Origin of the sequence: Streptomyces sp. TLI_55 (assembly GCF_900206255.1) — a bacterium.
Classification (GTDB): domain Bacteria; phylum Actinomycetota; class Actinomycetes; order Streptomycetales; family Streptomycetaceae; genus Streptomyces; species Streptomyces aquilus.
In genome coordinates this window covers 5,171,589-5,195,926 of record NZ_OAOJ01000001.1, presented here as the reverse complement: position 1 = coordinate 5,195,926, position 24,338 = coordinate 5,171,589, and the positions used below count along the sequence as shown (strand labels likewise).

Below are 24,338 nucleotides of genomic sequence, written 5' to 3'. Positions count from 1 at the left end.
GGGATCAACCGCCGGCATGTGACGCTTCGGAGGCGGCGTCGGAGTCGGAGTCGGCGTGGGTGGGCCAGTTGTCCCGCCGTTCCCGGGCCACTGCCGCGCGAGGCAGCGCGGGGCGCGGGATACTGCGGTGGATGGATTCGCCGTCGGTCTCCCGGCTCTGGTGCTCGAAGAAGCGGAGCATTTCCACCGGGAACGGCATGACCAGGGTGCTGTTCTTCTCCGCCGAGACGTCCACCACGGTCTGCAGCAGGCGCAGTTGGAGCGCGCCCGGAGTGTCGGCCATGGTCGCCGCGGCGTCACTCAGCCGCTGGGACGCCTGGAACTCACCGTCGGCGGCGATGACCCGGGCACGGCGTTCCCGCTCGGCCTCGGCCTGCTTGGACATGGAGCGCATCATCGACTGCGGAAGGGCGATGTCCTTGATCTCCACCCGCTCGATGCGCAGTCCCCACGGTTCCTCGGTGGGGGCGTCCATCACCTTTTTGAGCTCCGCGTTGATGTGGTCGCGGTCGGAGAGGAGCGTGTCCAGATCCGCCCTGCCGATGACCGCGCGCAGCGAGGTCTGGGCGATCTGGGAGACGGCGCTGGGGTAATCGCGGACGTTCACCAGGGCCTTGACCGGGTCGATGACCCGGAAGTAGACGACCGCGTCCACGGTGAGCGTCACGTTGTCGGCGGTGATGGACCCCTGCGGCGGGATGCCCAGCACCTCGGTCTGGACGGACACCTTCCGCATCCGGTCCCCGATCGGCCGGATGACACGCAGGCCGGGCCCGCGGATGTCCGGCAGCAGCCGCCCGAAGCGGAACACCACGCCCTTCTCGTACTGCTGGACGTTGCGCAGGCTCATGGCCAGCAGCACCAGCCCGGCCACGGCGAACACCACCAGCACAGTGATCAGAACACCCATGGTTCTCACATTCCTTGCGTCGATGACGGTCCCGGACCGAGCGGCCCGGGAAGCACCCGGCACGGGAGGACCCCGGCCTGTGCCCGTGGGTGCGGCCGGGGTCCCGGGCTGCTGTTGAGGTTCTGCTACGTCGGCCCGGCTCGGCCGGGAGAACTCCGCGGTACGTCGCTCGGGCCGGCCCCGGTGATGCCGGTGGCGGCCAGAATCCGCTCGGCGGAGACGTCGTTGTCGTCCTGTACGGCCATCACCATCGCGTCGTGCGCGGGGCCGGTACCGGCCCCCGGCGGGATCACCAGGAACAGGAAGTGGTCCTGGTCGCCACGGGTGACGATCATGGTGTGGTCGCCCACGGCGGACCAGTCGATACGCACCATGTACCCGTCGACGAACAGATGGCCCGGAGCCCCGTCCCAGTCGCTCGCGTCGAGGCCCACGCGGGCGATGGGGCCCAGGCGTTCCGTCAGCGCGGTGAGGAGAGCCGACAGCTGGCTCTTGAAGTCACGGGTCCGCGGCCACCAGGCGCCGTCGAACGTCCCCGTGCGCCTCGCTGTGGTCTCCATCCGCAGGACCGCGGTGCCGGGAAGCACCGGCTCACCCCTGGTGTCCGCCAGAAGCTTCACGGACTGCGTGGCGGGGAGCATGGCGACTCACTTCCCCGCCATCCGGGTCCGGGTCCGGCGCCGTGGCCGGAGCCGTCCGCGTCCCCCGTCGCGGTGGTCGCGGCGATCGTCGGCGCCCTGCGTTCCGGCACGATCGCGAGGCTTCTGCGGGGACGATGGTGCCGCCCCCCGGACAGCCGACCGGGAGCGGCCGTAGGGGAAAACGGCGATGCGCTCGTCGTGCTGGTTGTTGAGCAGGTGGATCAGGAGCACGCCCACAGCGATCATCGCCAGGAGCGCCATCACGCCCACGAAGGTCTCCATGACCCTCACCTGCCCTTTGCCGGATTCGGTGTCGGCGGGGCGACGGCCGAACGGGCCGTGGACGTCGTCACGGTGCGCAGCCGCGCTGCGTCCTCCATCAGTCGGCCCGTGCCTGACACGCGCAGTGGATCGCTCACGGCGGGTATCAGCCACGAGGGTCGGTGTGCGATTGCCGGCGCGTACGAATCGGTCGCTGTCATGATGCGAACCCTGCTCCGGGCCGGTCGGACCGGCCCGGTGAAATCAATCGCCGAAAACGACACAAGCATGGAGGCCGGTGCGCGAAATACCCTCGGTAACACCAGCCTACTCCTCCGGCGGCCCGTTCCACGGACGCGTTCCACCCGTCGCCGTCAGCGGAGAGGACGCCGCTTGGCACGCCGGGACAGCCGCACGGCGACCACGGTCACATCGACCACGAGAACCACGATGCCGACGATCAGCAGATAGCCCAGACCTTCGGCCGCCACGCCGATGATTCCCAGGACGACGGCGACAAGGACGAACAGGAGAAAGTACGCCACGGCTTGGACACCTCCCTTGGACCGTGCCGTCGCTCAGCGGCGTGCGAGCTTTCGTTCGCCGTTCGCGCCCGGCTGGTACGTCATCCCGTAGTGCCGGAAGATCGCTTCCTCCCGCTCGGCGGGCAGGACGTCGTCCGTGCCGATCGAAGGAGCCTTCCTGACCAGGCCCCTGGTGTAGGCGATCTTCACGTAGCCCGGCCCCAGGAGAGCGTCCTCAACGGGCACGAAGACCAGGCGCCGACGCGTCGGCAGTCCGGTCCGTACGGTGGCCACGGCCGGTTCGTCGGTGGTGGTGTCCACGTAGACCGCTTCGAGCACGCCGATCTTGTGCCCCTTCGGGTCGACGACGTCACATGTGCGCCACTCGCGGATGTCGGCTGCCTGGATCATGCGCTGTCCCTCCTGAGCGGGACACCGGTCGATGCGGGCCGCTCCCCTGGAAGATCGCGGTCCGGCCGGAACCGGAAGAGCGGCGGTGCCAACGACTCCGGCGCAACCACGCCGGAGTCGCCCTTCCGGGCGGCTGCACGTGAGAGTGAGCCAACCCACCATCCAGGGTACTGCGGCTACCGCGGCTCGCGCCCTTGATGGGGTGAAGGCGGAGGCTGGGACCCTGGCGGCAGTTCCGATCTCCGGGACATCGCCGGGAGACGAAGTCCGCCTGCGGCAGGGCGCCGACGAGCATCCCTCCCGCCAGGTTCACCTGCTCGGCCCCCACTGCTGCCGCAGTTCGAGTTCGTCCATCACGAGCTCGACCCGCTCCTCCATGGCTTCTCGACGCCTCCACTTCGCGTGCGTCGCACCCGACCGGCGCAGGCGGCTATCCGGGCCGTTGGGTCCGGTCGTTGTGCGCGAGGCCGTCCGGATGCTGTGTCGTGCGCTCTCCGAGGGACAGAAGCAGTACGCGCAGGAGGGTCGGGGCGCGGTGGACCTGGCCCACCTCCTGCCAGCCCCACGCCTCCAAGGCGGCACGGGCCGGACGGTCGGACCGGTCCAGCAAGGTGACACCGAGCGAAGCCTGGTGGTCGGCGAGCAGGCGCTCCTGGAGCCGGCGGGCGAGCCCGCGGGCGTACTGGTGCGGATGGACGACGGTTTCGAGGATCGCGAAGACGTGTCCGGACGCGGTCAGTTGCTCCAGGTTCTGGGGCAGCGGACCGTCGAACCCCTGCCACCAGGAGCCGTCACGTGGCACGGGGATTCCGAAGACACAGCCGGTCAGGGACCGGGCCTCGGCGACCAGCATGTCGAATCCCGGCAGTTTCACGCCGTCCGCCAGACGGCGCAGGAACTCCTGCCGGCCGCGGAACTCGGCGCCCGGCGGGGTGGTGGTGGACTCCACGTACAGATCCGCCAGGTCCTCTCGCAGGCCCTCGGCCTGCCAGCGGTTCAGCCGGCGCAGCCGCACCGTGTCCATGGCGGACGGCTCCAGGCCTTCGGGTTCGTGGGGTTGCCGCGGAGTGCGCATGGGGCGCCTCGGTTCAGGAGACCGGCGGATGGGCGGGAGTGCCATCGTGGCCGATGTGCGGTGCGGCGCCGGGGTCCGGGACGTCTGTTCGCCAGCATAGCCCCGGATCGGCGCCGCTCCGGGGCCAGTTGGGGGCGCGGGGCCACTGTGGCCCGGGCGGCGGGTCGGCCGACCGCCAGGTCGTTCAGCACAACCGGCGTTGACACGAGACGAGCACCCTGACGTCAGGCCCTGTTCCGCCGCTCCTGAATCTCCTCTAGGCTGCAGGCGGGGAACGTAGGACTGCGACCGTTTCAGGTACCAGCACGTCTCCCCACCCAGGCTCCCAGCCCCCGAGTCGGAAATCAGGCCCGGCCGGAGCCGCCTCGCCGGACAGCGCGGCTCCAGCCCCAGTCCTCCCGGCATTTTCCAGACGGGGTGTTCCCATCAGTCCCGCCGCCGCGGAGGGCAACGCGCGAGGACATGGCGGAGGGGGGCCTCCCATCCTCGCGCTCCGGACGGCCGCCGCCGTCGTGCGGCGGCGGCTGTCCGGCCCACGGTTCCGGGCGCGGGAGCGGCGTGCCGATGCGCGTAGGCCGCGGCGCGGTGTGGGTCAGGACCCCAGCCCGGCAAGGGGCTCCGAGCCGTCGACGAAGGCGCGGGCCACGTCGGCCAGGCGGCGGTTGTGGGAACGGGCGTAGCTGCGCAGCGCACTGAACGCCTGCTCCATGTCGAGGCCCTGGCGTTCGGCGAGCTTCCCCTTGGCCTGTTCGATCAGCACCCGGCTGTTCAGCGCCGTCTGCAACTGTTCGTTCAGCACGGTGCTGCGCTGCGCGGTGCGTTGTTGCAGCAGGCTGATGGTGGCGACGTCGGCCAGCGCCTGGGCGACGAGGGTGGCGGCCGGGTCGAAGGGGCCGGGCGCGGCACGGAAGAGGTTCAGGGCACCTACGGTCTCCTCGCGCAGGCGCATGGGCAGGGCCTGGACGGCCCCGAATCCACTGCGGTGGGCCGCCGTGACGAAGCGCGGCCAGCGGTCGACCTCCCGGGTCAGGTCGGGGATGATCACCGGCGCGCCGGTGCGGAAGCACGTGAGGCAGGGGCCTTGGTCGTTCTGGAGCTGGAAGAGCTCCAGCACCCGCACCTGTTCGTCGGAGGCGGCCATGACGCGGAGTTTGCCGTCCCGGTCGGCGAGCAGTACGCCGGCGGCGCTCGCGTCGAGCATGCTGACGCAGCGGTCGGTCAGCAGGCGCAGGAAGTCCATGAGGTCGAAGTCGGCGACCAGATTGTCGGCCAGCTCGACGAAGGTCTTGGCCAGGAGTTGTTGATCCATCGTGGGCACCCTCGATTGAGACTAGTCCCGGCCTGAAGGGGCGGGAAGTACTGCACGTTCCTCGGCCGGCACCCATGCGTCAGGTTTCCTCCGCGGCCTGGTCCGGCTCCGCGTCCGGTGGGAAACGAAGCCGTCGGGCCACCACGTCCGCGGCCACGTCGGCGAGCCGGCGTCCCTGCGCATAGGCGTAGGCGCGGAGCCGGACGAAGGCTTCCTCGATGCCGACGCCGAGCTGAACCGTGAGCATCCCGCTGGCCTGGTCGATCTCCGCCCGGTAGGCGCCCAGATCCTCGACGGGATCACCGCGCGGCCCGCCCGTCGCGTCGATACGCGCGTCGAGCAGCACCAGAGTGGCGAGATCGGCGAACGCCAGCGCGTCCGCCAGTTCCTCCGCGCTCAACCGGACCGGAACGTGGGCGTACAGGTCCAGAACTCCCGGACTGATCGCGCCCATCTGCAGAGGAAGCGCGAAGACCGCGCGGGCCCCGGCTTCCAGGGCCGCCTCGGCGAACACCGCCCAGCGGTCCTGGGGGTCACGGGTGAGCAGATCGGGGGTCAGGACGGCCGAGCCGTGCCGGAAGGCGTCCACACAGGGCCCCTCGCCCAGCGTGAGCTGGAGCTCTTCCAGCTGCTCGCTGACGGCGTCGGTGCTGCACAGCGGGTGGCTCGGCACGGCCCTGGACATCGCCGACAGCCCGGCCCCGCCGACCGGCAGCGCGGCCACGGCCGCGGTGCACACGTCCACCACACCGACCCGGGCACCGCGCCGGGCCGCCTGCTCGGCCACCAGCAGCTGGATGCGCGCCGACCTGCTCTCAGGGCCCACCCGGGCCACCTCCTCCCGGCAGCGCGGCAAGGCCCAGCGGCGTCACCGTGGCGCGTTCCGCCAGGGGAAGCACCAGCGCGCGGAACGTGGTGACGCCCAGTGGCCTGCGAAGCTCTCCGACATCCAGCCATCCCCAGGAGCGGAGCGCGGCGAGAGTCGGCTGATCGGTCCCGTCCACCAAGGTGGCGCCGAGCGACGCCTGATGGTCGGTCAGCAGCCGCTTCTGCACACGACGGGCGAGTTCCCGGTCCTGCGGGTGCGGGCGGATCAGGATGTCACCGAACGCGAAGGCCCTGCCGGACACCGTGAGTTGCCCGACGCCGCGCGGCAGCACGCCGTCGAAGCCGAGCCACCACGAGCCGTCGCCGCGCACCGGGAATCCGAAGGCGCATCCCATCAGGCCGTCCGACTCGGCGATCACCATGGCGAATCCCGGCCGGCCCAGGTCCGCGGTGAGACGGTTCAGGAAGTCCTGGCGGCCGGTACGGCGGCAGGCATCACCCGGCGCCGGCACGCGGGACTCCACGTACAACTCCGCCAGATCCTCGCGCAGGTCCTCCACCAGCCGACGGTTCAGCCGGCGCAGTCGCGCCGGAGCCACGCCGTCCCCCGGCTTCCGTGACTGTCCCCGCCCGGGTCCGGCCGCCATCACACATCGCCCGAGAGAACAGGCGCAGGCGGGACAGACCCGTGCCCGTGCGGCAGGGCTGGAGCCGGGGCGTCGCCGGAAGGAGGTGGCGGGTCGTACGGAGGACCGAGGAGCAGGAAACCGCACCCGGTGAGGCCGACTACGAGGACGAGCATCGGCGGTGGGTGGTGCAGTCGCAGGGTCCCGCCCGCCACAGTGGTCTGCTGCGCGGCGTGCAGGAAGGCGTTGAGGCCGCTGCAGTCGCAGAAACTGACGGGGGTGAGGTCGACGTCGATGGTGCGGATGCCGTCCCGCAAGCACTGTTCCACGGATGCTCGCACCAACGGCGCGGATTCGAGGTCGATCTCACCGGCCAGGGTGATCAGCGCCCGTTTCCTTCGGTCATGGCGATACACGGTGAGCTGTGGAAGGGGCATGACGCCTCGGTTCGGAAGACCGTCCGGCAGCGGGCCCGGCCGTGCCGGATATCCGGCACCACCTGGCGCGCTCCCGGTGGGGGCGGACGTTCGGCGGAGTCGGAGCGAACGCGGGTGCGGCCGCCTGTGGCGACAGGCAAGAGGCCCACCCGGTTCCCTCCTGGGATGCGCCGGGTGACGGACTACGAGTCCGCTCCCCGCGCGCTGTGTGTCGAGCACGACAAGTCGCCGGGGTCTGGGACGTCCGTACAGCAGCATAGTCCCCGGTGTAGTCCGGTGGGGTCCGCTGAGCCGCCTGGTCTCAGCGCCTGGACCGTGGCCGCGATGTGGACGGCGTACGCAGGCATGTCCGACGCGTAGCGCGGTACTGGACAAGCGGCGCGAAACGCGGCGGCCGACGGCCGCCGGGCACGTCAGTCCGTGCACCACCCGAGGAGGTGGCTTCACATGACGGAGCCGAACGGTTCGACCCTGCCCCAACCCGATCCGAGGGAGCCCAGCACCGACCTGGGCACGACACTGCACGCCGCACGCCCCGGGCTCCAGGAACCGCCGGAGACCCGCGGCCGGACGACCATCGCCGACGGGGTGGTGGAGAAGATCGCCGGCATCGCCGCACGGGAGGTCCCGGGAATCCACGCGCTGGGTGGCGGATTCACCCGCACCATGGGCGCGATGCGCGACCGGGTTCCGGGCGGGCATGCGAGCGCGGGGCGCGGCGTGAAGGTCGAGGTCGGTGAGAAGCAGACCGCCATCGATCTCCAGGTCGTCGTCGCATACGGGGTGAGCATCACCGATCTCGCCGCGGAGGTCCGTGAGAACGTGATCGCGGCGGTGGAACGGATGACGGGCCTGGAGGTCGTCGAGGTGAACATCGCGGTCAGCGACGTGCACCTGCCGGACGAGGACACGCAGGAGACCCTGGAGGGCCGGGTGCATTAGGGCCTTGCCCGGGGGCACGTCGAACGGACGCGGTCAGAGGGCGGTCAGCGGCGCGCGAGTTGCCGTTCTCCGCCCGCGCCGGGCTGGTAAGGCAGTCCGTAGTGCTTGAAGACCGCTTCCTCCTGCTCGGCGGGAAGCACGTCGTCGGTGCCGATCGATGGAGCCTGTTTCACCAGCGTCTTTACATAGCCGACCTTCAGATAGCCCGGCCCGACGATCGCGTCCTCAAGGGGGACGAAGACCAGACGGTGCCGGGTGGGCAGCCCGGTCCGTACGGTGGCCATGGCCGGCTCGTCGGTGGTGGTGTCCACATAGACCGCCTCCAGGACACCGATCTTGTGCGACTCGGAGTCGATGACATCCCGGGTGCGCCATTCCCGGACGTCGGCTGCATGGATCATGGTCTCTCCCTACCTGGACGACTCATCGGCCGATGAACAGTCGCGCCCTCGGTCCTCCGCGCCGAACCGCCGCAGTGCACACCGCAGCGCACGCTGCATCCGCTCCGGCAGCGGCTTGCCCTCCCAGGCGGCGACCACGGCCGCGGCCACCTCCGGAAGTCTGGTGTCGCACTGCCGCGAGATGTCGACCAGCAGGTTCCTGGCCGCCCCGCGGCTGCAGGGGGTCAGCACCATCACCATTCCGCGGGCCTGGTCGATGACCGCACGGCCGGCCAGCGCCCGCCGCAGCTGATCGTTCTCGGCGCGCAGGGCGACGAGGTCCTGCCCCGCCGACGCGTTCCCCCACGTGGCCTCGGCCCGCAGTTTCCACCAGTCCTCTTGGAGCACGGTTGTGCGTTGCATGGCATGTACCTCTTCACGAGTTCGACGTCTCCGGTCCGGCCGAGCCGTCCCGGACCGTGGTTGCCTGCCCACTCCCCGGGTCACCTGTGGTGGTCATGGTCCCGACGGTCCTCGCGCCGCCGGCGCGCCCGGTTCTGGCGGCTGTAGCGGCGGTCCCAGCGGTCCTGGCGATCTCGGCGCTCCTGATAGTCCCGGTAGTCCCGGGGCTGCCGGTAGTCCCCGAGATCGGAACCGCCACGGCTTCGGCCTCCGCCACGATCGCGGCCGTGGCGGGTCGCGCCGTAGACCAGCACCGCCGCCGCCACCCACCAGAGGGGGTGAAGGAAGCCGAAGCCGAAGAGAACGGCGATGAGGACGAGGAGCAGGACGAACACGGTGGGCCTCCCCGGGAGCAGAACACGGCATCGATACCGGGGACCGGGGCCTCACCTCGCAGCGTAGTCCTGTCCAACGGTTGTGGATACCGTGCGACGTCAGCGCGTCCTGTCCGGCACGGATGGCCGCTTGACACCTGTCGGGACACTGCGGCGAGGGCTAGCGTGCGACATGCCGCCCCGGCCCCCGGCAGCGTCGCACCGCCAACGCGCTCCTCAGAGGGCGCGCCCTGCGCATCGGAACCGGAACCCGCCGCGTCACGAGCCCGGCCGTTCCCGCACCCGCCCGTCGTCACGAGAACCCGGCGACGCTCCGATGCGCCTCAAGCGGGCAACGATCCACCGCCCGCCGCGTCGCACGCATCCCCTACCAGGCGGTACACATGTACGCGCTGATCGTTCCCGCTTCGACCCCCTTCGTCCTGCTCATCACGGTGATGGCCCTTTCGTGGTGGGAGGACCACATCCTGCCGCCGTCGACCGAGCCGGCCGAGTCCCCCGCCGAATCCCCCGCCAAGTCCACCGCCGAGGCTCCGCTCACCCCGGTGGCCCCGGCGCAGCTCCCAGAACTCGCCCGTGTCGACACCGCGTTGACAGGGGAGGTTGCCGGGCGTTGACTGGCAGCACGGCGTAGGGCCATGCCACTCCGGAACATCGGGGCGCGGCATTCCACCTTCCCACTTCGCCCGGACCCCGCGGACTCAAGGAAATCCCCGCGATCTGGAGGCCCGGCAATGATCTGGATTCTTCTCCTTCTGCTGATCCTGGTGGTCTTCGGGTTCGGCTTCACGATGCAGATCCTGTGGTGGGTCGCCGCCATCCTGCTGGTCGTCTGGATCGCCGGCTTCGCGATGCGCGGGCGCGGCAGTGGCCGCCGCCGGTAGCCCGTTCCGGAGTCCGCCCCTGCCCGCAGGGACAACGGCCTGTGCGGCGATCACCCGCGGGACCCCACTCACCAGACAAGCAGGAGGCCGGCCATGAGTGTCGGACAGACCATCAAACACAAGACACAGGCGTTCAAGGGCCGGGTCACCGAACGCATCGGCCGGACCACCCGCAACAGGCGCCTGCAGCGCGAAGGCAGGACCGACCGGGTCTCCGGAAACCTGAAGCAGTCCGGCGACAAGGCCAAGGACGCCTTCAGGCCCTGACCACCGACGCCCCCGGGTGGTGCCCACCTCGGGCGGACATCACCCGGCAGCCCGAACGCCCGACAAGCCGACAGGAATCGACGGCAATGAAGCAGACCAGCGTGCGCACCGAGAGCCGGAGAAGGCAACCATGATCATCGCCGTGATGATCGCCGCGGCCGTCATCGGCCTGGCCATCCTCCTCTACACAGGACGTGGACGAACCCGAGGCAGTGGCGGGCAGGGACTGCAGCGCCGCTTCGGACCCGAGTACGCCCGCACGGTCGCCGACCACGACGGCGACACCAAGGCCGCCGAACAGGAACTCGGCAAGCGGGTGAAGGAGCACGGCTCCCTCACGCAGCAGGCGCTGTCGCCCGCGGCCCGCGAGCGCTACAGGACGCGATGGGCCGCCGTCCAGGAGCAGTTCGTCGAATCACCGCAGCAGGCCGTCACCGAGGCGGACACCCTGCTGGCGCGCCTGGCACGGGACCGCGGCTTCCCCGACGGCGAGCGGTTCGAGGACCAGATCGCCGCCCTCTCCGTCCACCACGCCCACTACGTCCAGGGCTACCGCAGCATGCACGCGGCGGCCCACGGGCCGAGCGGTACGGAGGACATGCGGGAGGCGATGGTCGAATCCCGAGGCCTCTTCGAAGCACTGGTCACCGGGGACCCTGCCACCCCGCCCCGCCCCTCCGCCTCCGCCTCCGCCTCCGCCTCCGCCTCCGACGGCCAAGGCAATGCGCCGCGGCCACTGACCCGACGCCACGCGAAGGGAAGCCGCACCTGATGTCCCACGACACCGAACACGCACCGCGTGAGCCCGGCACCGGCCCCGGCGCCGACGCCGCCGGACCCGAGCGCACGCCCGGCCCGGACCTGATCCCGCAGGGCGACCGGGACAAGCTGACCCTGCGCCTCCAGCAGGCCCTGGCCACCTTCGTCGACGGGCCGCGCCAAGCGGTGGAAGAGGCCGACGCCGTCCTCGACGAGGTCACCACCCGGTTCGCCGACACCCTCGCGGAACGACGGCGCGTCCTGCGCACAGGCTGGCAGGCCCCGGACGCCGACGCGCAGACCGAGGAACTACGGCTCGCCCTGAGGCAGTACCGGGAGATCACCGAACGGCTGCTGCACATGGCGGTGCCTGCCGGTCAGTGACAGCGCCCTCCCCGCTCATTCATCCGACCGGTACGGCGAAGCGCAGGATGCGTCCCCAGGTGGAGCCGTACTGCCGCCACAACGGTCCGGTGACGTACGGGATGTTGTGCTTCTCGCAGAGTGCACGCACACGCGGGGCGATCTCGGCGTAGCGGTTGCTGGGCAGGTCCGGGAAGGCGTGGTGCTCGATCTGGTGGCCGAGATTGCCGCTGAGGATGTGGAAGAGCCCGCCGCCCTCGATGTTGGCGGAGCCCTGGACCTGACGCAGGTACCACTCACCGCGGGTCTCGTCCTCGATGTGCTCCTCGGTGAACGTCTGGACGTCGCCGGGGAAGTGCCCGCAGAAGATGATGGTGTGGGTCCACAGGTTGCGCACCGTGTTGGCGGTGAGGTTCCCGAGCAGACACGGCAGCGCGGAGGGCCCGGCCAGCAGCGGGAAGACCACGTAGTCCTTGGCGATCTGCCGGGTCGCCTTGGCGAGAAACCCCCGCACATCGTTCAGGAAGGAGCGCCACGGCTTGCGGCCGGCGGCGACGACATCCGGTTCCAGGTCGTACAGCGCGATGCCCCACTCGAAGAGCGGCGCGAGCAGGAAGTTGTAGAACGGCTGGGCGAGATGGCGCGGATGCCAGGCCTGGTCGGCGCTCATCCGGAAGGCGACGTACCCGAGGTCGCGGTCGCGGTCCACGACGTTGGTCCAGGTGTGGTGCAGGTGGTTGTGGGTGTGCTTCCAGGCCTCGGCGGGAGTGAGGAAGTCCCACTCCCAGGTCGTCGAGTGGATCGCCGGGTCGCCCATCCAGTCCCACTGGCCGTGCAGGATGTTGTGGCCCAGCTCCATGTTCTCCAGGATCTTGGCGAGGGAGAGCAGGGCGGTGCCCGCCACCCAGGCGGGCGGGAACAGCGAGACGGCGAGGGCGACCCGGCCTCCCGCCTCCAGGCCGCGCTGCACGGCGATCACCGTACGGATGTAGCGCGCGTCGTCGGCACCGCGCGCGGCGATGATCTCGGCACGTATGCGGTCGAGTTCCTTGCCGAACTCGTCGCCGAGGGTGACCTCGGGAAGCTCGGGAGCGGTTGCGGTCACAGGGGACTCCTTGCGTGGCTGGGCGTGAAGTTCGCCGGTACTCAGGTCGCGTGCGCGACCTGCAGGAGGGAACACGTCCACAAGCCGGGGCCCCGGTTTGTCGTCGGCGGATGCATGGTGGCGCTCACCGCTGGCGCCGAGACCTGCGTGCGCGGCGCGCCTCCCAGGAACAGAGCGATGGAGCTGCTGCCGGGGGCTCGGGCCTCGTCGGCCACCCTAGTGCCGCTTCCGGGTCGGCCGACAGTACGCCTACGGCCAACCACGGGCAGGAGACCTTGCAACCGGGCTCTCGCGCGTACGGCGCCGCCGAGCGGTCTGTGATGTGTCAGGCATCGACAGCCTGAACATGAGCCGGAAACAGCAGGCCGGGGCATGTGGGCAGGGCCGCTGTCAGCCAACCCGCTGCATTGCCTTCCGGCGCCGTTCCGCCACTGCCGAACCGGACTCCCGGCGGGCCATCCTGCGCAGGACGGAGGGGGCGATCAGCAGCCCGGCGACCGCCCAGACGCTCAACACCCCTGCCGTCTCCAGATGCCGCCAGGACTCGCCGATCTCGGCGGCGACGGCGTCGGCCGGAAGCAACGCCGAGCGGACGCCGAGCCCGAGCCAGTACACGGGGAAGACCTGCCCGACGATCTGCAACCACTCGGGCAGCTTCGTCAGCGGAAAGTAGATACCCGAGATCACGACGAGCCCCATCACCGGGAGCATCAGCAGCCCGACGGTGCGAGGGCTTTCCACCAGGGCCCCGATGACAGCGCCGATCGGCAGGCTCGCCAGGAGGCCCAAAGGTACGACCCACAGCAGTGTCAGCCATGCTTGGCCGCCCTGCCGGGCCACACCGTCGACCAGGAACACACCCGCGATCAGAGCAAGAGCCATGGAGACCAAGGCCGTACCCGAGACCAAGATGATCTTGCCGACCAGGTGGCCGACCATGCCGTGCGGCACGGCCTTCGCCCGCAGCAGGGTGCCGTCCTCGCGCTCGGCAGCGAGCAACTGTGCCGTGGTCATCACTCCGGTGAAGGCAAGCGTCATTCCCACCATGCTCGGCAGCATGAACGCGCCGGCCGAGATGCCCGCGCCCTTCAGCGGATCGTCCCTGACGAGGAACATCGGCACGATCAGCAGAACGGTCCAGAGGGCGTGCCCGAACAGGTCCTGACCCGTGGTGAAGGTCTGCCGCAGCTCCGTCCGGCCGCGCCGGACCCCGGCTCGCGCCGCATGCCACACCGGGTTCATCGCGTTCCCTCCCCAAAGGTCTGTGCCGCCCGTTCGCCGGAGGCGTTCCTCCCCGCCTCCCACTCCCTGACCATCAGCAGGTAGGTGTCCTCGAGATGGGCCCGGCGCACCTCCAGGTCACCGATCGCGCCGCCGTGCTCCTCGAACAGTCGACGGACGAACTGAGTGGGCTGCGCCGTCTGCTGCTCGAAAGGCCGCCCGTCCCGCGTCCAGCGCACAGTGGCCTCGGCCGACGCCTGCCGGGACAGCTCCTCGGCGGACCCGTCGGCGACGATCCGGCCGCCGGCCAGGATGAGGATCCGGTCGGCAAGTTTCTCCGCTTCGGCAAGATCGTGGGTGGTCAGCAACACCGTGGTGTTCTCGTCCGCGAGCCCGCGCACCAGGCCGTGGAACTCGTTCCTGGCCTCCGGATCCAAGCCGGCCGTCGGCTCGTCGAGAAACAGCACCTCGGGCCTGCCCACGATGCCGATGGCCACGTCGAGCCGCCTGCGCTGCCCCCCGGACAGTGCTCCGACCCGCTGGTGCGCCTGCTCGGCCAGCCCGACCGCGGCGAGGAGTTCGTCGACGGCCCACGGACGAGGCACGAGGAGGGTCGAGTAAGGGGTGTAGTACGAGCCCAGATGGGCCAGCAACTCCCGTACCCGCCACTTGCCGTGATCGCGCCAGGACTGCAGCACGATGCCGAGCCGTGCTCGCCACCGCTCGTCCCCGTGCGCCGGATCGGCGCCCAGCACGGTGACGTCACCGGACGAACGCATCCGGAAGCCTTCCAGGATCTCGATCGTGGTCGTCTTGCCGGCGCCGTTCGGGCCGAGCAGGACGAGTACCTCACCCCGCCGCGCCGTGAAGCCGACCCCCTTCAGTACGTCCTGACCGCGATAGCCCATCCATAGATCGCTCACGTCGATGACCGTGTCGCCCTGCGGCGGTGCATCGGCCCGTCCGTCGAGCGCCGCATGAACAGTCGTCACAGGTGTTCCTCCTCTGTAAACAGGATCGAGACTCGCCGATGGCCGATAAGGCGCCCATGTGCGAGAAATCTTCTGGCGCAGAACCCCATTGGAATCACTCTTGCATTTCCCCTCTCCTCTCCTATTATTGACGTGCCCATAATCCCTCAGGGAAACCCAGGTGATTCCAGATGAACCCCAGGACAGCAAAACGAACAATCGCGTCCATCGCTGTCGTCATCGCTGCCTTATCTTCCTCAGTGAACTCAGCGACAGCCGGTCCCGCAAGTTCAGCGGCCACTCCGGTGGAGTGGTCGGCAACCCACGGTTCGTCCAGCGCATCCGGCACCCGGTGGACCGAACAGGACGGCAGCAGGACAGCTCTCGTGGTCAACGGAGAAATCCAGAACACAGGAACCGAATGTTTTTCCGTCTGGGTCCAGTGGACCCGTGACTTCATCCCTTCCCCCTATACCAAACATGCCACTCAATGCGGTGCCGGAGTCTCTCCCGTCAACCTTCGACTGAGCCCTTATCAACTCACCACCACCGGCCGACTGAAGGTCTGCCAGGGCGCCGCGGACACCACGGACTGCGGATCGGCCATATCTCTCACTACCTGGCCGATAAACAACTCGAAAAAGACCGCCTCCACCAATCAATCACCTCCTCGTTGATATCCCGGGTGGGCCGGCGGACCAGGACTCTGGAATGCCGCGCCCACCCGCAAGTCCCCCCACTGAAAGGCCCCCCATATGCCACAGTCCCTGTGGAAACGCCACGGCCTGGTGCTGACCGCCGGCGCCGCGTGCATCCTCGTCAACGGCAAGGGCATCGGGCCGTTATGGCTCGTCGGGCTCGCCCTGCTGGTGACAGGTCTGCTGATGCGGCAGGCGATGACGCGTGCCCAGCGCCCGCCGAGCGACGAAGCTCCCCCGTTGGCACTGGACATCCCCGTGAAGGGCCGCTGGATGGCCCGCAACGGGCCCGCCACCAAGGTGCCCAGCCACACCCACAACCTCGCGCAGACCTACGCCATCGACCTGGCCCGCCGCCCGGCGCCGGAACCCGTGTGGCTGTGGCCGCTGACGCGACGCCCCGAGTCCTACCCGTCCTTCGGTGAACCGCTGCTCGCCCCCGCGGACGGCCACGTGGTCGCCGCCACGGACGGCCAGCGCGACCACCTGACGCGTAGTTCCCTGGCCGGCTTGCTTTACGTACTGCCGGAGGGTTTCGTGCGTTCCCTCGGCCTTCCGCGCCACCTGCTCGGCAACCACCTGATCCTCGACCTGGGCGACGGAGCACACGCCGTCTTCGCTCACCTGCGGCGCCACTCGCTGAAGGTGGCCGTCGGGGACCACGTGACGGCCGGTCAGCCGCTGGCCGAATGCGGCAACTCCGGAAACTCCGCAGAGCCACACTTGCACTTCCAGTTGATGGACGGCCCTGACATCACATCAGCCCATGGCCTGCGCTTCAGCTGGCGGTATCAGGACGACGACGGCCGCGAACACGAAGGCGTACCCGCCGACAACACGTGCTTCGTCCCCGTCCGGACCTCCCCCGCCGACTCCGCAGAACCCTACGCCGCGTCATAACCGGGATCGAGCGCGAAGCGGACCGACTGGACACGGCCGTCCGGGGCGAACTCGCCGAAGGCGAAGACTTCCTGCGGCCGCTTCGGGTTCCCGTCCCGGCTGGTGGTGTAGCGGGCCGCGAAGCGGTTGCCCTCTCGCAGCGTCTCGTGCACCTCCACCGGATAGGTGTGGCCCAGCTTGCGCCCCTCCTCCAGCGCCTTCAGGACGCCCGAGCGCTGCATCACCTTTCGCCCGACCTGGTGCAGCGCGTCGGGGGTGTGAAAACGGTCGTGGGCCTCGGCGGCCGGTACCGCCACGTCGTATCCGGCCGCGTAGTAGGCCCGCAGATAGTGCGCCGGGTCCTGGGCGGGCGTCGGTTCCTCTCCCTCGGCGGGCGGCGGTGCCGGCGAGGTACCCGGCGCGGGGCGGGCCGCGCTGTCGAACGGCTCGTCCCGGTCCCGTCCCGACCAGCCGGGCCGGGTGGCGGAGAAGGAGATCGTCCGGGCCACCCGCCCGTCCTGGGCCAGTTCGGCGAAGACGGCCGCTTCCGTAGCGGACTGGATCTTGCCCAGCATGGGTGTGCTGATCGTGTACCGGGCGGCGGCCCGGCGTCCCTCCACGGTCACTTCGTGGATGTACAGCTCGTACGACGCCCCGAGGGAACGTCGGGAGCGGAGGCTGCCCAGGATCTTGTCGCGGTCCCACATCCGGCCGTTGACCTGGTGTGTGCCATCGGGCAGGTGATAGCGGTCCCAGACCTCCGCGACCGGGTCGCTGCCGTCGATGGCATCGGCGTGATAGGCCCGCAGGTACCCGGCGAAGTCCTCCGCGGCGGTGGGACGGTGGCTGACACTCATGACGCTCTCCTGCTTTCCTCTGTGGGGGGGCGGATTGTTCTCTGTGGGGGTGGGGCCGCCGTTGGGCCCCAAGTGCGGCACGGCGACGATGTGGAACTCTCGGCGGAGGGCGGCCATCGCGGCGAGGTGGCCGCACATGCCATGGACACTGGGGCCGGGTGGCGTCGACGCCGAGCACAGGTACACCCCGGGCAGTGGTGTGCGGTACGGGTTCCATGCGGGTGTGGGCCGGAACACGGACTGCGTCAGGGTGATGGCTCCGGCGCCGATGTCCCCACCCGGATAGTTCGGGTTGTAGGTCTCGTACTCGGCGGCCGGCACGCCGCGCGCCGCGATGACCGTGTCGGCGAAACCGGGGGCGTACCGCTCGATCCGGCGGGTGATCAACGGCACCGGATCCCGGGTGTCGCCGTTCGGGACGTGCGCGTACGCCCACACCGGGCGGCGCCCGCCGACGGCTCGGCCGGGATCGGTCACGGCCGGGTCGACCAGCAGGACGAAAGGCTCCTGTCCGGCCTTGCCTCGGACGGCCGCGTACTCCGTGGCGAACATTTCGGCACGTGTACCGCCCAGGTGTACGGTCCCGGCTCGTCCCACCTCCGGGTCGGCCCACGGAATGGGCTCGCTGACCAGGAAGTCGGCCTTCGCCGCGCCCGGACCGTAACGGAAGCGTTCCAACGCCCGGCGGTAGCGGGCCGGCAACCGGTCGCCGGCCAGCGTCAGCAGACCGCGCGGCGTCGTGTCCAGCATGATCACCCGGGCATCGAGTTCCGCGAGGTCGGTGACCTGTCGGCCGGTGTGCACCGCGCCGCCGTGCGCCGTCAGGTCGTCGGCCAGGGCCTCGGCGATGCGATGGCTGCCGCCCTGCGGCAGCGGCCATCCGGTCGCATGAGCCAGATGACCGAGCAACAACGCGATGGCGCCGGCAGGCAGGCTGGGCAGCCGACCCACCGCGTGCGCCGCGACTCCCGTCAGCAGTGCGCGGGCCGCCTCCGTGCGAAGTCCGTTGCCCCGCAGGAGATGGTCCACCACTCGTGGGCCCAGGAGCAGCGGTGCAGCGGGGTCGGGTGGCAAGGACCGCTGGCCGGACAGCAGGAAGTCGGTCACGCCCGGGCTGTGTCTCACCAGCGGCGCCATCAACCGGTACCAGCGCCGCCCGTCCGCGCCCAGCCGGTCACGCGTCGCGGCGAGGTCACGGTACGCGAACGCAGCGGCACCACCGTCCAGCGGGTGCGCGTAGGAAATGGGCGGCTGCAGCAGCCGTACACCGCGGGCCTCCAGGTCGAACGCGCGGAAGAACGCGGAGGCGGCCGCCATGGGGTGGACGGCAGCGCAGAGGTCGTGCCGCACCGCGGAGTCGAACAGGGCTTCGCCGCGCAGGCCACCGCCGATGACGGCAGCCTGCTCATGGACCTCCACGGTCAGCCCGGCGCGCGCCATGGTGACGGCGGCGGCCAGACCGTTGGGACCACTACCGACGACCGCGACATCAACCCGTGTCATGCCAACGCGCCCTCGGTCGCGAACTGCCCACTGGCAAGCCGCCGGTAGACCGCGTCGGATTCGATGAGCTCGCGGTGGGTGCCGGTCGCCCGTACCCGTCCCTCCTCCATCACGATGATTCGGTCGGCCTGCACGATGGTGGACAGCCGGTGCGCGATGGCAAGCACGGCGCATTCCCGGCCGGCTTCCATGATGGCGTCGCGCAGCGCCGCCTCGGTGTCGCTGTCGAGGTGGGCGGTGACCTCGTCGAGCAGGATCAGCTCCGGACGCTGCAGCAACGTCCGTGCGATGGCGAGCCGCTGCCGCTGGCCGCCGGACAGGCCGGCCCCGCGCTCACCCAGCTCGGCGTCAAGGCCGTCGGGCAACGCGGTGATGAGTTCCTCCAAGCTCGCGAGCCGCAGCGCGCGAGCGATGTCGGCCTCGTCGGCCTCCGGGTTCGCGTACGTCAGGTTCTCGCGGATGGTGCCGCGCAGGAGCGGTGCGTCCTGCTCGACATAACCGACCAGCGAGCGCAGTTGGGCGAGCGGAAGAGCGGCGATGTCATGGCCCGCGACCCGAATGGTGCCGGTGTCCGGCTGGTGAAAACGCTCGATGAGCTGGAACGTCGTCGTCTTGCCCGTGCCGGAGGCGCCCACGATCGCGGTCAGGCCGCGACGCGGCACGGTGAACGAGACGTCCCTCAACACCGGCGCGTTCTCGTGGTAAGCGAAGCCGACGCCCTCGAAACTGACCGCCACTGCCGACTCCACGACGGACGCGTGCTCCTGCCGTTCCGCCGGCCGCCCCTCTTCCTGCTCCTCCTGGGGGATCGTCCCCAGCTCCGTCACGCGCTGGATGGCGGCGCGCCCCTGCTGGATCTGGGCGATCGACATGAAGAGCATCACCAGCGGTGACACCAGATAGAAGAGGTACATCACGAACGAGGTGAGGTCGGCGGGCGTGAGCGATCCCGTGGCGACCCGGGCCATACCCCAGGTGATGACGACGGCGAGCGAGAGTTGCGTGCCGACGTTCATCATCGGGGTGAGCAGTGAGCTGAATCCGGTGACGCGGATCCCGCTGCGCCGAGCCCGGTCGGCGAGCCGTACCAGTTGCTCGGTCTCCCGCCCTTCGGCGCGGGACGCCTTGACCGTCGTGATCGCACCGAGCACCCGTTGCAGACCCGAGCCGAACGCACCGATGTTCTGCCGGTTCTGCAACGCGGCGATCCGGACCTGACGGGCCAGCAGCAGCGCACTGGCGCTGGCCAGCCCCAGGCAGCCGAGCGTGGTGAGCAGCAGCTTCCAGTCGAGCCTGGCCATCAGCACGATGCCGCCGAGCACCATGAAGACGGACGTCACCACCTGCGCCAGGGCCTGGGCGATGACCAGACAGGCGATGGAGGTGTCGGACACCGTGCGCGAGAAGACGTCACCGTGCTCCAGGCGCGAGAAGTGCGGAATCCGACTGCGCAGCAGACGGCCGCCGAGGATGCTCCGGGCGTCGAACACGATGTTCTCGCCGGCCCTGCCGATGGCATAGGCATGGCCGGCACTCAGCGCCGCGTCCGCGAGGAAGAACAGCGCGATGAACGTGATGGGCCAGGCGATCGGTTCGTCCAGGGCCACGGCCTCGATCAGCCGGCCCAGCATCCAGGGCTGGGCGAGGGTGGCCGCCGCACCGAGCAGGCCCATACCGATGCCGGCGATCAGCAGGACCCGGTGGCGGAGGACTATCTCCCGGAGGTTCATACCGGCTTGGTGTAGGTGGCGACGAACAGTCCGGTCGCGGGGACGTACTCGGTCCGCCGCCAGTCACTGTAGTGACCCTCGGTCCGCAGGCCGGCGTCCTGTGCATAGCCGTCCACCTCTTCGGGCGTGAGCAGGCGGGCGACTTCGGTGCCGATGCGGTGGGTGCCGTCGGCCTCGAACCACACGGTGGACACCTGCCAGATCCGGTTGTCCATCAGGAGCGTGGCGTGCATCTGAATGCCGGTGTTCGGCTCCGGGTAGGGCACGAACATCGTCGTGCGCGTCAAGCCCTCGTGCTGAGCGACGACTCCTGGGCGGTTGTGGGTCTCGACCACCAGTCGGCCGCCAGGCCGGAGGTGTTCAGCCGCGCGAGCGATGGCCTCGCGCTGTCCCTCGGGGTCGAGGACCAGCGCGAGCGTGGAGCAGACGCAGTAGACCAGGCCGTACTGCCGGTCACCGCGGTAGGTCCGGATGTCCCCGAGCTCGGCGACCACCTGTCCTTCCCCGGCCCGCTTGTCCAGGGCTCCAAGCATCTCTTGAGAGGAGTCCACACCCACGACCGGGCCGACACGACGCGAAAGCGGCAGCGCGATCCGGCCTGTCCCGACGCCGAACTCCAGCGTGCCCCAGGCAGGGTCAGGGTGGAGTTCGGTCAGCGCCTCGACGGTGATCCGGGTGGAGGCATCGTCCTGGAAGATGCGGTCGTACCAGCCCTCGAACTGTTTGCCATAGCCAATGTCCGCGATGGTCATCGGTTCTCCGTTTCTCTTGGGTGAGGACACTCAGGCGGCCCGCAGAAAGGCTGGCTGTGTTGGATTCATCGCCTGATAGGTGGAAACGTAGAGAACCTCCGGATCCTCACTGTCGTCGTGACCGGCAGCACGGACCACAGCGAATTGGAAGCCGCGGACATGAGAAACATTCGGGGCCTCTCTGATCTGCCTCCGAATGAATTCTGACAACACTCGGAAGGGCGGAGTACCGGTCGGATCACTGCCCTTTGCAATGTTCTTGATGATCGCGGTGCAGATATCAAACACCGCTTTTTCCGTCCGGCGGGACGAGAACCAGAATGCCTGGATCATCCTGCGGTTCTGGATCAGGTCAAGTTCGATCCATGGGGACGTCTCATGACGTTCGTCGAGGGTGCGGTAGAGGTAGTGGTAGTCGTGCGTCGCGGGGTTCGGGGCGAAGAACTTCCAGTTCGGCACAAGGGAGAAGAGGTCCTTTTCCCGTGCGCGCTCGAAAGCCGGATTCGGATGCTGTGCGGCCAGGGTGGTCACCAGCAGGGCGGCGCCCGCGAGACGCGTCACCGCACCGGGCCCGGTGAGCGCCTCCTTGAGGGATGCGGCGATGCTCACTTCTCCTCCCCGGCCATTCCCGCGAGCTTCCCGGCGGGTGCCGCGACGGTCGGCGCGCAGTGCTGGTCCACGAAGGCAGCGATCAGGTCCGCGGCGGTTCGGGCATGGCGAGCGTCGGTCAGGATGGTGTCGTGACCGGCACGCTCCACGACGGTGATGTCACCGTGCCGGCTCGCCGCGTGGTGGGTCCGGACGATGTCGTTGAACATCAGCAGCTGTTCGGGATCCATGTCCACGGTCACCTGCGCGGCAACGACCAGGCCCGGTACGGGAACCGGGGCCAGGCTCTCGTCGAAGGAGTGGAACTCCTCCCTGACCACCTCCCACTCCCGTGCTGCCGCACGCCACAGCCGTGCGTCGGTGTAGAGAGAGAAGACCTTCTGGCGATAGGCGTACGGCAGGTCGTCCACCCAGCGAGGGCGCGACATCAACGCACCGCTGCCCAGCTTGGTCCAGCGCGCCATCTCCGTCAGGGAGTAAGTGAACATCTCACTGCCCTTCCGCTGCTTCTCCGACCGCACGAGCTGCCCTGGGTGCGTGGGGTCGAGGTGGACGACGCCCGCCACCCGTTCACCGAGCTGAGCCACCGCCCGGCGGTTGAGGTCCGCGCCGAGGGAATGCCCCACCAGCACCACCTTGCGGGCCTCGGGAAGCGCCTGGCGGACCAGGTCCTCCAGGTCGTCCACGGACTCCTGGATGGTGTACGGGGCCTGCTTCACCCGGCGGCTGGGGCCGTAGCCTGCGCGGGCATACGTCACCACGGGGTGTCCGAGGTCGAACGCCAACCGCTCGACCATCCATGCGAAGTGCTCGGGGGTCGAGGCAAGGCCGTGGTTGAACACCAGGACCGGGCGGTCGTCGAGTGCCTGACCTCCGGTGTCGTAGAAGAGGATGTTGCCGTGCCGGGTGGTGACGGTCCGCGAATTGGGCCAGCCCGCCACAGCCCGCGCGCGCCGCTGGGTCGCCAGTACACCCGCGCCGGCGACACCTCCGGCCAGCAGCACCAGTGCGGTCCTGACCATCCGATCGTCCCGCCCGGCGACTGCCGAGAACGTCCGCGGCGCCGTCGTGTAGGCGATCATGGGATGCATGGCGGGAAACGCGGTCATGAACCGTCCCAGTCCCATGACGAACGCGTTGGCGACATGGAAGCCTGCGGCCGAACCGATCATCACTCGGGTCATCCGCCCGCCGGCCAGATAGACGACGGGGAAAAGGCATTCCATCGCCAGTACGGCATGCTGCGTCGCCTTGCTGATCTTGGGATAGCGCTGCGTCAGCCGGTAGGCGCGCTCGAAGCCGTAGGTGCGGGTCCGCATCACACCGGGGAGAGCCGAACCGTCGCGCCACTTCGTTCCCGCCAGCTTCGCCCAGCCGGACGCCGCGTAGGACATGTTGGCCTGGATCGCCAGGTACCACATCAAGGCGTCGCTGACCTGCGGACTCTTTGACAGCCGAGCAAGCCCGGTGACCGTCTGCACCTGGGTGGCGACCTGGTCCGAGCCGTCCGTGCCGTAGCGGTGGCGGGCCTGCAGCAGGGTGGTCGTCGCGGCGAGATAGAGGTTGCCCGCCGCCCGCCACTTGCTGTTGCCGGGCAACAGCATTCCCAGGCTGCAGGCGACGCGCGTGGCGTGCAGCGTCAGCGTGGTCCGCCTGCCGCTCACGGCATTGGTGAGCTTCTGGATCGCCGGGATCTTGCTCTCCGGCGTCTGCTTCATGATCTCCCAGTCATTGAGACCACCCGACTCCAGGTTCCGATGCTGGTGCAGGTATTCGAGAGAAGATGAAAGGCTGGAGAGGGCCGCGAGACGTTCGGATATCCCTATCGCGCGATCCCGGGAAACCGGAATTGGCGAAAATACTGAAGGAACGAGTCTCTTTATTCGCATCATGCCGAATGTTTCCTCCACGTTGAACCTGTTGAGGGTAGGGTGGAAAGGCTGTCGGGCCGCGATTCCGCCGCGGCCCGACAGCCTGTCGCTCCCTGGAGACAACTCCCAGGTGGGAGCCCCCTCAGAAGCCCACAGGGCTCCTCAGCAGGTGGTGCTCAGTCGGGTCGAACCGATCAGTCGTTGGCACCTGCTTCGTACGCCTGCACGGTGACCCAGGCAGCCCCGGCGCCGCCGGCGAAGCCCACGCCGAACGCGACCAGAGTCGGGGTGGCCTGAACGGGCGCCATCGCGCCGAATTCGCCCTGGCTGTCGTCCGTCAGGTGCGCCGGCGTGACGGCGACAACACTGTCTACGATCCTGCTCATGGCATTTCTCCTTCGAGATTGATCGTCGTGAATCGTGGCGAGGTTCAGCCGACGACGCGGCCGGTGACGTAGGCACCCACAACAGCGGCGGCGCCGGCAGCCGCGCCGCCGACGTACCAGCAGGTGGCGACGGCCGCGGCGGGGGTGGCCAGGACCGGCATCGGGGCGTCGTCCCGGTAGCCCTGCTCCAGCGAACCCAGGTCCTGCTCGTTCATGAACGCGGCGATCTTCTGTTCCATCGCGTTGTCTCCCGTTTTCTCTATTGCGTTGCGGTGAATTCCGGTTCTTGCTGGTGGTACCGCCGGGCCAGGACGTGGCCCGACCATGCCTGACGTGGGATAT

Annotated in this window: 30 protein-coding genes; 7 read left to right on the top strand and 23 right to left on the bottom strand. The window is 69.3% G+C overall.

Annotation, left to right across the window (positions count from 1 at the left end):
• Positions 1–4 precede the first annotated feature (4 nt).
• The 10 genes from CRP56_RS23870 to CRP56_RS23830 form a co-directional block, all read right to left on the bottom strand.
• Positions 5–910 carry an SPFH domain-containing protein gene (locus CRP56_RS23870; RefSeq protein WP_097267166.1) on the bottom strand — a complete coding sequence of 302 codons (906 nt, stop codon included), beginning with the start codon at positions 908–910 and terminating at the stop codon, positions 5–7.
• Between the two features lie 125 nt (positions 911–1,035).
• Entirely contained in the window at positions 1,036–1,551 is a 516-nt protein-coding gene (locus CRP56_RS23865) for a DUF5994 family protein (RefSeq protein ID WP_097267164.1), read from the bottom strand.
• A 6-nt stretch (positions 1,552–1,557) separates the two neighbouring features.
• Complete coding sequence (locus tag CRP56_RS23860) at positions 1,558–1,833, bottom strand: hypothetical protein (RefSeq protein ID WP_097267162.1); 276 nt, start codon at positions 1,831–1,833, stop codon at positions 1,558–1,560.
• Between the two features lie 353 nt (positions 1,834–2,186).
• The gene (locus tag CRP56_RS47695; protein WP_179851106.1) at positions 2,187–2,357 is read right to left on the bottom strand and encodes a hypothetical protein; all 171 of its coding nucleotides are present in this window, start codon (positions 2,355–2,357) and stop codon (positions 2,187–2,189) included.
• 33 nt (positions 2,358–2,390) lie between these two features.
• Positions 2,391–2,747 (bottom strand): PRC-barrel domain-containing protein, encoded by a 357-nt coding sequence (locus tag CRP56_RS23855; RefSeq protein ID WP_097267160.1) that lies wholly within the window; start codon positions 2,745–2,747, stop codon positions 2,391–2,393.
• 430 nt (positions 2,748–3,177) lie between these two features.
• Positions 3,178–3,822, bottom strand: coding sequence for a hypothetical protein (locus CRP56_RS23850; RefSeq protein ID WP_257040941.1), 645 nt, complete (start codon positions 3,820–3,822; stop codon positions 3,178–3,180).
• Between the two features lie 592 nt (positions 3,823–4,414).
• Entirely contained in the window at positions 4,415–5,131 is a 717-nt protein-coding gene (locus CRP56_RS23845) for a GAF and ANTAR domain-containing protein (RefSeq protein ID WP_097267159.1), read from the bottom strand.
• A gap of 79 nt (positions 5,132–5,210) precedes the next feature.
• Complete coding sequence (locus CRP56_RS23840) at positions 5,211–5,957, bottom strand: GAF and ANTAR domain-containing protein (RefSeq protein WP_257040938.1); 747 nt, start codon at positions 5,955–5,957, stop codon at positions 5,211–5,213.
• Positions 5,947–6,558 carry a hypothetical protein gene (locus tag CRP56_RS23835; RefSeq protein ID WP_257040937.1) on the bottom strand — a complete coding sequence of 204 codons (612 nt, stop codon included), beginning with the start codon at positions 6,556–6,558 and terminating at the stop codon, positions 5,947–5,949. The genes CRP56_RS23840 and CRP56_RS23835 overlap by 11 nt, the downstream gene beginning before the upstream one ends.
• Positions 6,559–6,605: 47 nt before the next feature.
• Positions 6,606–7,022 carry an STAS domain-containing protein gene (locus CRP56_RS23830; protein ID WP_097267157.1) on the bottom strand — a complete coding sequence of 139 codons (417 nt, stop codon included), beginning with the start codon at positions 7,020–7,022 and terminating at the stop codon, positions 6,606–6,608.
• A 447-nt stretch (positions 7,023–7,469) separates the two neighbouring features.
• Here CRP56_RS23830 and CRP56_RS23825 point away from each other — a divergent pair, with 447 nt between their 5' ends.
• A complete protein-coding gene (locus tag CRP56_RS23825) occupies positions 7,470–7,964 on the top strand; it encodes an Asp23/Gls24 family envelope stress response protein (protein ID WP_097267155.1) in 495 nt (164 codons plus the stop codon).
• Between the two features lie 44 nt (positions 7,965–8,008).
• On the opposite strand, the gene CRP56_RS23820 is transcribed toward CRP56_RS23825, so the two are convergent.
• From CRP56_RS23820 to CRP56_RS23810, 3 genes are all read right to left on the bottom strand, one after another.
• Positions 8,009–8,365: a PRC-barrel domain-containing protein gene (locus CRP56_RS23820; RefSeq protein ID WP_097267153.1), complete on the bottom strand. Its 357-nt coding sequence runs from the start codon at positions 8,363–8,365 to the stop codon at positions 8,009–8,011.
• 9 nt (positions 8,366–8,374) lie between these two features.
• On the bottom strand, positions 8,375–8,767 hold the full coding sequence (locus tag CRP56_RS23815) for an ANTAR domain-containing protein (protein ID WP_097267151.1): 393 nt from the start codon (positions 8,765–8,767) through the stop codon (positions 8,375–8,377).
• Between the two features lie 80 nt (positions 8,768–8,847).
• Positions 8,848–9,141: a hypothetical protein gene (locus CRP56_RS23810; protein WP_097267148.1), complete on the bottom strand. Its 294-nt coding sequence runs from the start codon at positions 9,139–9,141 to the stop codon at positions 8,848–8,850.
• Between the two features lie 383 nt (positions 9,142–9,524).
• On the opposite strand from CRP56_RS23810, the gene CRP56_RS23805 reads away from it, so the two are divergent.
• From CRP56_RS23805 to CRP56_RS23785, 5 genes are all read left to right on the top strand, one after another.
• The gene (locus tag CRP56_RS23805; protein ID WP_097267146.1) at positions 9,525–9,758 is read left to right on the top strand and encodes a hypothetical protein; all 234 of its coding nucleotides are present in this window, start codon (positions 9,525–9,527) and stop codon (positions 9,756–9,758) included.
• A gap of 117 nt (positions 9,759–9,875) precedes the next feature.
• The gene (locus tag CRP56_RS23800) at positions 9,876–10,025 is read left to right on the top strand and encodes a hydrophobic protein (RefSeq protein ID WP_097267143.1); all 150 of its coding nucleotides are present in this window, start codon (positions 9,876–9,878) and stop codon (positions 10,023–10,025) included.
• 93 nt (positions 10,026–10,118) lie between these two features.
• Positions 10,119–10,292, top strand: coding sequence for a CsbD family protein (locus CRP56_RS23795; protein WP_097267141.1), 174 nt, complete (start codon positions 10,119–10,121; stop codon positions 10,290–10,292).
• A 130-nt stretch (positions 10,293–10,422) separates the two neighbouring features.
• The gene (locus CRP56_RS23790) at positions 10,423–11,064 is read left to right on the top strand and encodes a hypothetical protein (protein ID WP_097267140.1); all 642 of its coding nucleotides are present in this window, start codon (positions 10,423–10,425) and stop codon (positions 11,062–11,064) included.
• Positions 11,064–11,435 (top strand): hypothetical protein, encoded by a 372-nt coding sequence (locus CRP56_RS23785; protein ID WP_097267138.1) that lies wholly within the window; start codon positions 11,064–11,066, stop codon positions 11,433–11,435. Before CRP56_RS23790 ends, CRP56_RS23785 begins: the two co-directional genes overlap by 1 nt.
• A gap of 19 nt (positions 11,436–11,454) precedes the next feature.
• Here CRP56_RS23785 and CRP56_RS23780 read toward each other — a convergent pair whose 3' ends face one another.
• From CRP56_RS23780 to CRP56_RS23770, 3 genes are all read right to left on the bottom strand, one after another.
• On the bottom strand, positions 11,455–12,519 hold the full coding sequence (locus tag CRP56_RS23780) for a fatty acid desaturase family protein (protein ID WP_097267135.1): 1,065 nt from the start codon (positions 12,517–12,519) through the stop codon (positions 11,455–11,457).
• Positions 12,520–12,909: 390 nt separating this feature from the next.
• Positions 12,910–13,761 (bottom strand): ABC transporter permease, encoded by an 852-nt coding sequence (locus tag CRP56_RS23775; RefSeq protein WP_097267132.1) that lies wholly within the window; start codon positions 13,759–13,761, stop codon positions 12,910–12,912.
• Positions 13,758–14,648: an ABC transporter ATP-binding protein gene (locus tag CRP56_RS23770; protein WP_097274397.1), complete on the bottom strand. Its 891-nt coding sequence runs from the start codon at positions 14,646–14,648 to the stop codon at positions 13,758–13,760. The genes CRP56_RS23775 and CRP56_RS23770 overlap by 4 nt, the downstream gene beginning before the upstream one ends.
• 818 nt (positions 14,649–15,466) lie before the next feature.
• Between CRP56_RS23770 and CRP56_RS23765 the strand changes: the two genes are divergently transcribed.
• Positions 15,467–16,309: a M23 family metallopeptidase gene (locus CRP56_RS23765; RefSeq protein WP_097267131.1), complete on the top strand. Its 843-nt coding sequence runs from the start codon at positions 15,467–15,469 to the stop codon at positions 16,307–16,309.
• Here the strand turns inward: CRP56_RS23765 and CRP56_RS49110 are convergent.
• The 7 genes from CRP56_RS49110 to CRP56_RS23725 form a co-directional block, all read right to left on the bottom strand.
• On the bottom strand, positions 16,294–18,648 hold the full coding sequence (locus CRP56_RS49110; RefSeq protein WP_306459450.1) for a phytoene desaturase family protein: 2,355 nt from the start codon (positions 18,646–18,648) through the stop codon (positions 16,294–16,296). The two genes, CRP56_RS23765 and CRP56_RS49110, sit on opposite strands and share 16 nt — an antisense overlap.
• Positions 18,645–20,378 carry an ABC transporter ATP-binding protein gene (locus tag CRP56_RS23750; protein WP_097267130.1) on the bottom strand — a complete coding sequence of 578 codons (1,734 nt, stop codon included), beginning with the start codon at positions 20,376–20,378 and terminating at the stop codon, positions 18,645–18,647. Before CRP56_RS23750 ends, CRP56_RS49110 begins: the two co-directional genes overlap by 4 nt.
• Positions 20,375–21,130: a class I SAM-dependent methyltransferase gene (locus tag CRP56_RS23745; RefSeq protein WP_097267128.1), complete on the bottom strand. Its 756-nt coding sequence runs from the start codon at positions 21,128–21,130 to the stop codon at positions 20,375–20,377. The genes CRP56_RS23750 and CRP56_RS23745 overlap by 4 nt, the downstream gene beginning before the upstream one ends.
• Before the next feature lie 30 nt (positions 21,131–21,160).
• The gene (locus tag CRP56_RS47690; RefSeq protein ID WP_097267127.1) at positions 21,161–21,739 is read right to left on the bottom strand and encodes a hypothetical protein; all 579 of its coding nucleotides are present in this window, start codon (positions 21,737–21,739) and stop codon (positions 21,161–21,163) included.
• Entirely contained in the window at positions 21,736–23,649 is a 1,914-nt protein-coding gene (locus CRP56_RS23735) for an alpha/beta fold hydrolase (RefSeq protein WP_257040932.1), read from the bottom strand. Before CRP56_RS23735 ends, CRP56_RS47690 begins: the two co-directional genes overlap by 4 nt.
• Positions 23,650–23,804: 155 nt before the next feature.
• A complete protein-coding gene (locus CRP56_RS23730; RefSeq protein WP_097267123.1) occupies positions 23,805–23,996 on the bottom strand; it encodes a hypothetical protein in 192 nt (63 codons plus the stop codon).
• Between the two features lie 44 nt (positions 23,997–24,040).
• On the bottom strand, positions 24,041–24,235 hold the full coding sequence (locus CRP56_RS23725; protein ID WP_006132579.1) for a hypothetical protein: 195 nt from the start codon (positions 24,233–24,235) through the stop codon (positions 24,041–24,043).
• Between the last annotated feature and the right edge of the window lie 103 nt (positions 24,236–24,338).

Excerpts from the sequence above, each read along its gene's own strand:
- CRP56_RS23765 (WP_097267131.1), top strand. The coding sequence starts at position 15,467 with ATGCCACAGTCCCTGTGGAAACGCCACGGCCTGGTGCTGACCGCCGGC.
- CRP56_RS23775 (WP_097267132.1), bottom strand. The coding sequence starts at position 13,761 with ATGAACCCGGTGTGGCATGCGGCGCGAGCCGGGGTCCGGCGCGGCCGG.
- CRP56_RS23805 (WP_097267146.1), top strand. The coding sequence starts at position 9,525 with ATGTACGCGCTGATCGTTCCCGCTTCGACCCCCTTCGTCCTGCTCATC.
- CRP56_RS23750 (WP_097267130.1), bottom strand. The coding sequence starts at position 20,378 with ATGAACCTCCGGGAGATAGTCCTCCGCCACCGGGTCCTGCTGATCGCC.
- CRP56_RS49110 (WP_306459450.1), bottom strand. The coding sequence starts at position 18,648 with ATGACACGGGTTGATGTCGCGGTCGTCGGTAGTGGTCCCAACGGTCTG.
- CRP56_RS23795 (WP_097267141.1), top strand. The coding sequence starts at position 10,119 with ATGAGTGTCGGACAGACCATCAAACACAAGACACAGGCGTTCAAGGGC.
- CRP56_RS23815 (WP_097267151.1), bottom strand. The coding sequence starts at position 8,767 with ATGCAACGCACAACCGTGCTCCAAGAGGACTGGTGGAAACTGCGGGCC.
- CRP56_RS23850 (WP_257040941.1), bottom strand. The coding sequence starts at position 3,822 with ATGCGCACTCCGCGGCAACCCCACGAACCCGAAGGCCTGGAGCCGTCC.
- CRP56_RS23870 (WP_097267166.1), bottom strand. The coding sequence starts at position 910 with ATGGGTGTTCTGATCACTGTGCTGGTGGTGTTCGCCGTGGCCGGGCTG.
- CRP56_RS23860 (WP_097267162.1), bottom strand. The coding sequence starts at position 1,833 with ATGGAGACCTTCGTGGGCGTGATGGCGCTCCTGGCGATGATCGCTGTG.
- CRP56_RS23785 (WP_097267138.1), top strand. The coding sequence starts at position 11,064 with ATGTCCCACGACACCGAACACGCACCGCGTGAGCCCGGCACCGGCCCC.
- CRP56_RS23745 (WP_097267128.1), bottom strand. The coding sequence starts at position 21,130 with ATGACCATCGCGGACATTGGCTATGGCAAACAGTTCGAGGGCTGGTAC.
- CRP56_RS23730 (WP_097267123.1), bottom strand. The coding sequence starts at position 23,996 with ATGAGCAGGATCGTAGACAGTGTTGTCGCCGTCACGCCGGCGCACCTG.
- CRP56_RS23820 (WP_097267153.1), bottom strand. The coding sequence starts at position 8,365 with ATGATCCATGCAGCCGACGTCCGGGAATGGCGCACCCGGGATGTCATC.
- CRP56_RS23770 (WP_097274397.1), bottom strand. The coding sequence starts at position 14,648 with ATGGGCTATCGCGGTCAGGACGTACTGAAGGGGGTCGGCTTCACGGCG.
- CRP56_RS23825 (WP_097267155.1), top strand. The coding sequence starts at position 7,470 with ATGACGGAGCCGAACGGTTCGACCCTGCCCCAACCCGATCCGAGGGAG.
- CRP56_RS23845 (WP_097267159.1), bottom strand. The coding sequence starts at position 5,131 with ATGGATCAACAACTCCTGGCCAAGACCTTCGTCGAGCTGGCCGACAAT.
- CRP56_RS23790 (WP_097267140.1), top strand. The coding sequence starts at position 10,423 with ATGATCATCGCCGTGATGATCGCCGCGGCCGTCATCGGCCTGGCCATC.
- CRP56_RS23725 (WP_006132579.1), bottom strand. The coding sequence starts at position 24,235 with ATGGAACAGAAGATCGCCGCGTTCATGAACGAGCAGGACCTGGGTTCG.
- CRP56_RS23830 (WP_097267157.1), bottom strand. The coding sequence starts at position 7,022 with ATGCCCCTTCCACAGCTCACCGTGTATCGCCATGACCGAAGGAAACGG.
- CRP56_RS23800 (WP_097267143.1), top strand. The coding sequence starts at position 9,876 with ATGATCTGGATTCTTCTCCTTCTGCTGATCCTGGTGGTCTTCGGGTTC.
- CRP56_RS23865 (WP_097267164.1), bottom strand. The coding sequence starts at position 1,551 with ATGCTCCCCGCCACGCAGTCCGTGAAGCTTCTGGCGGACACCAGGGGT.
- CRP56_RS23855 (WP_097267160.1), bottom strand. The coding sequence starts at position 2,747 with ATGATCCAGGCAGCCGACATCCGCGAGTGGCGCACATGTGACGTCGTC.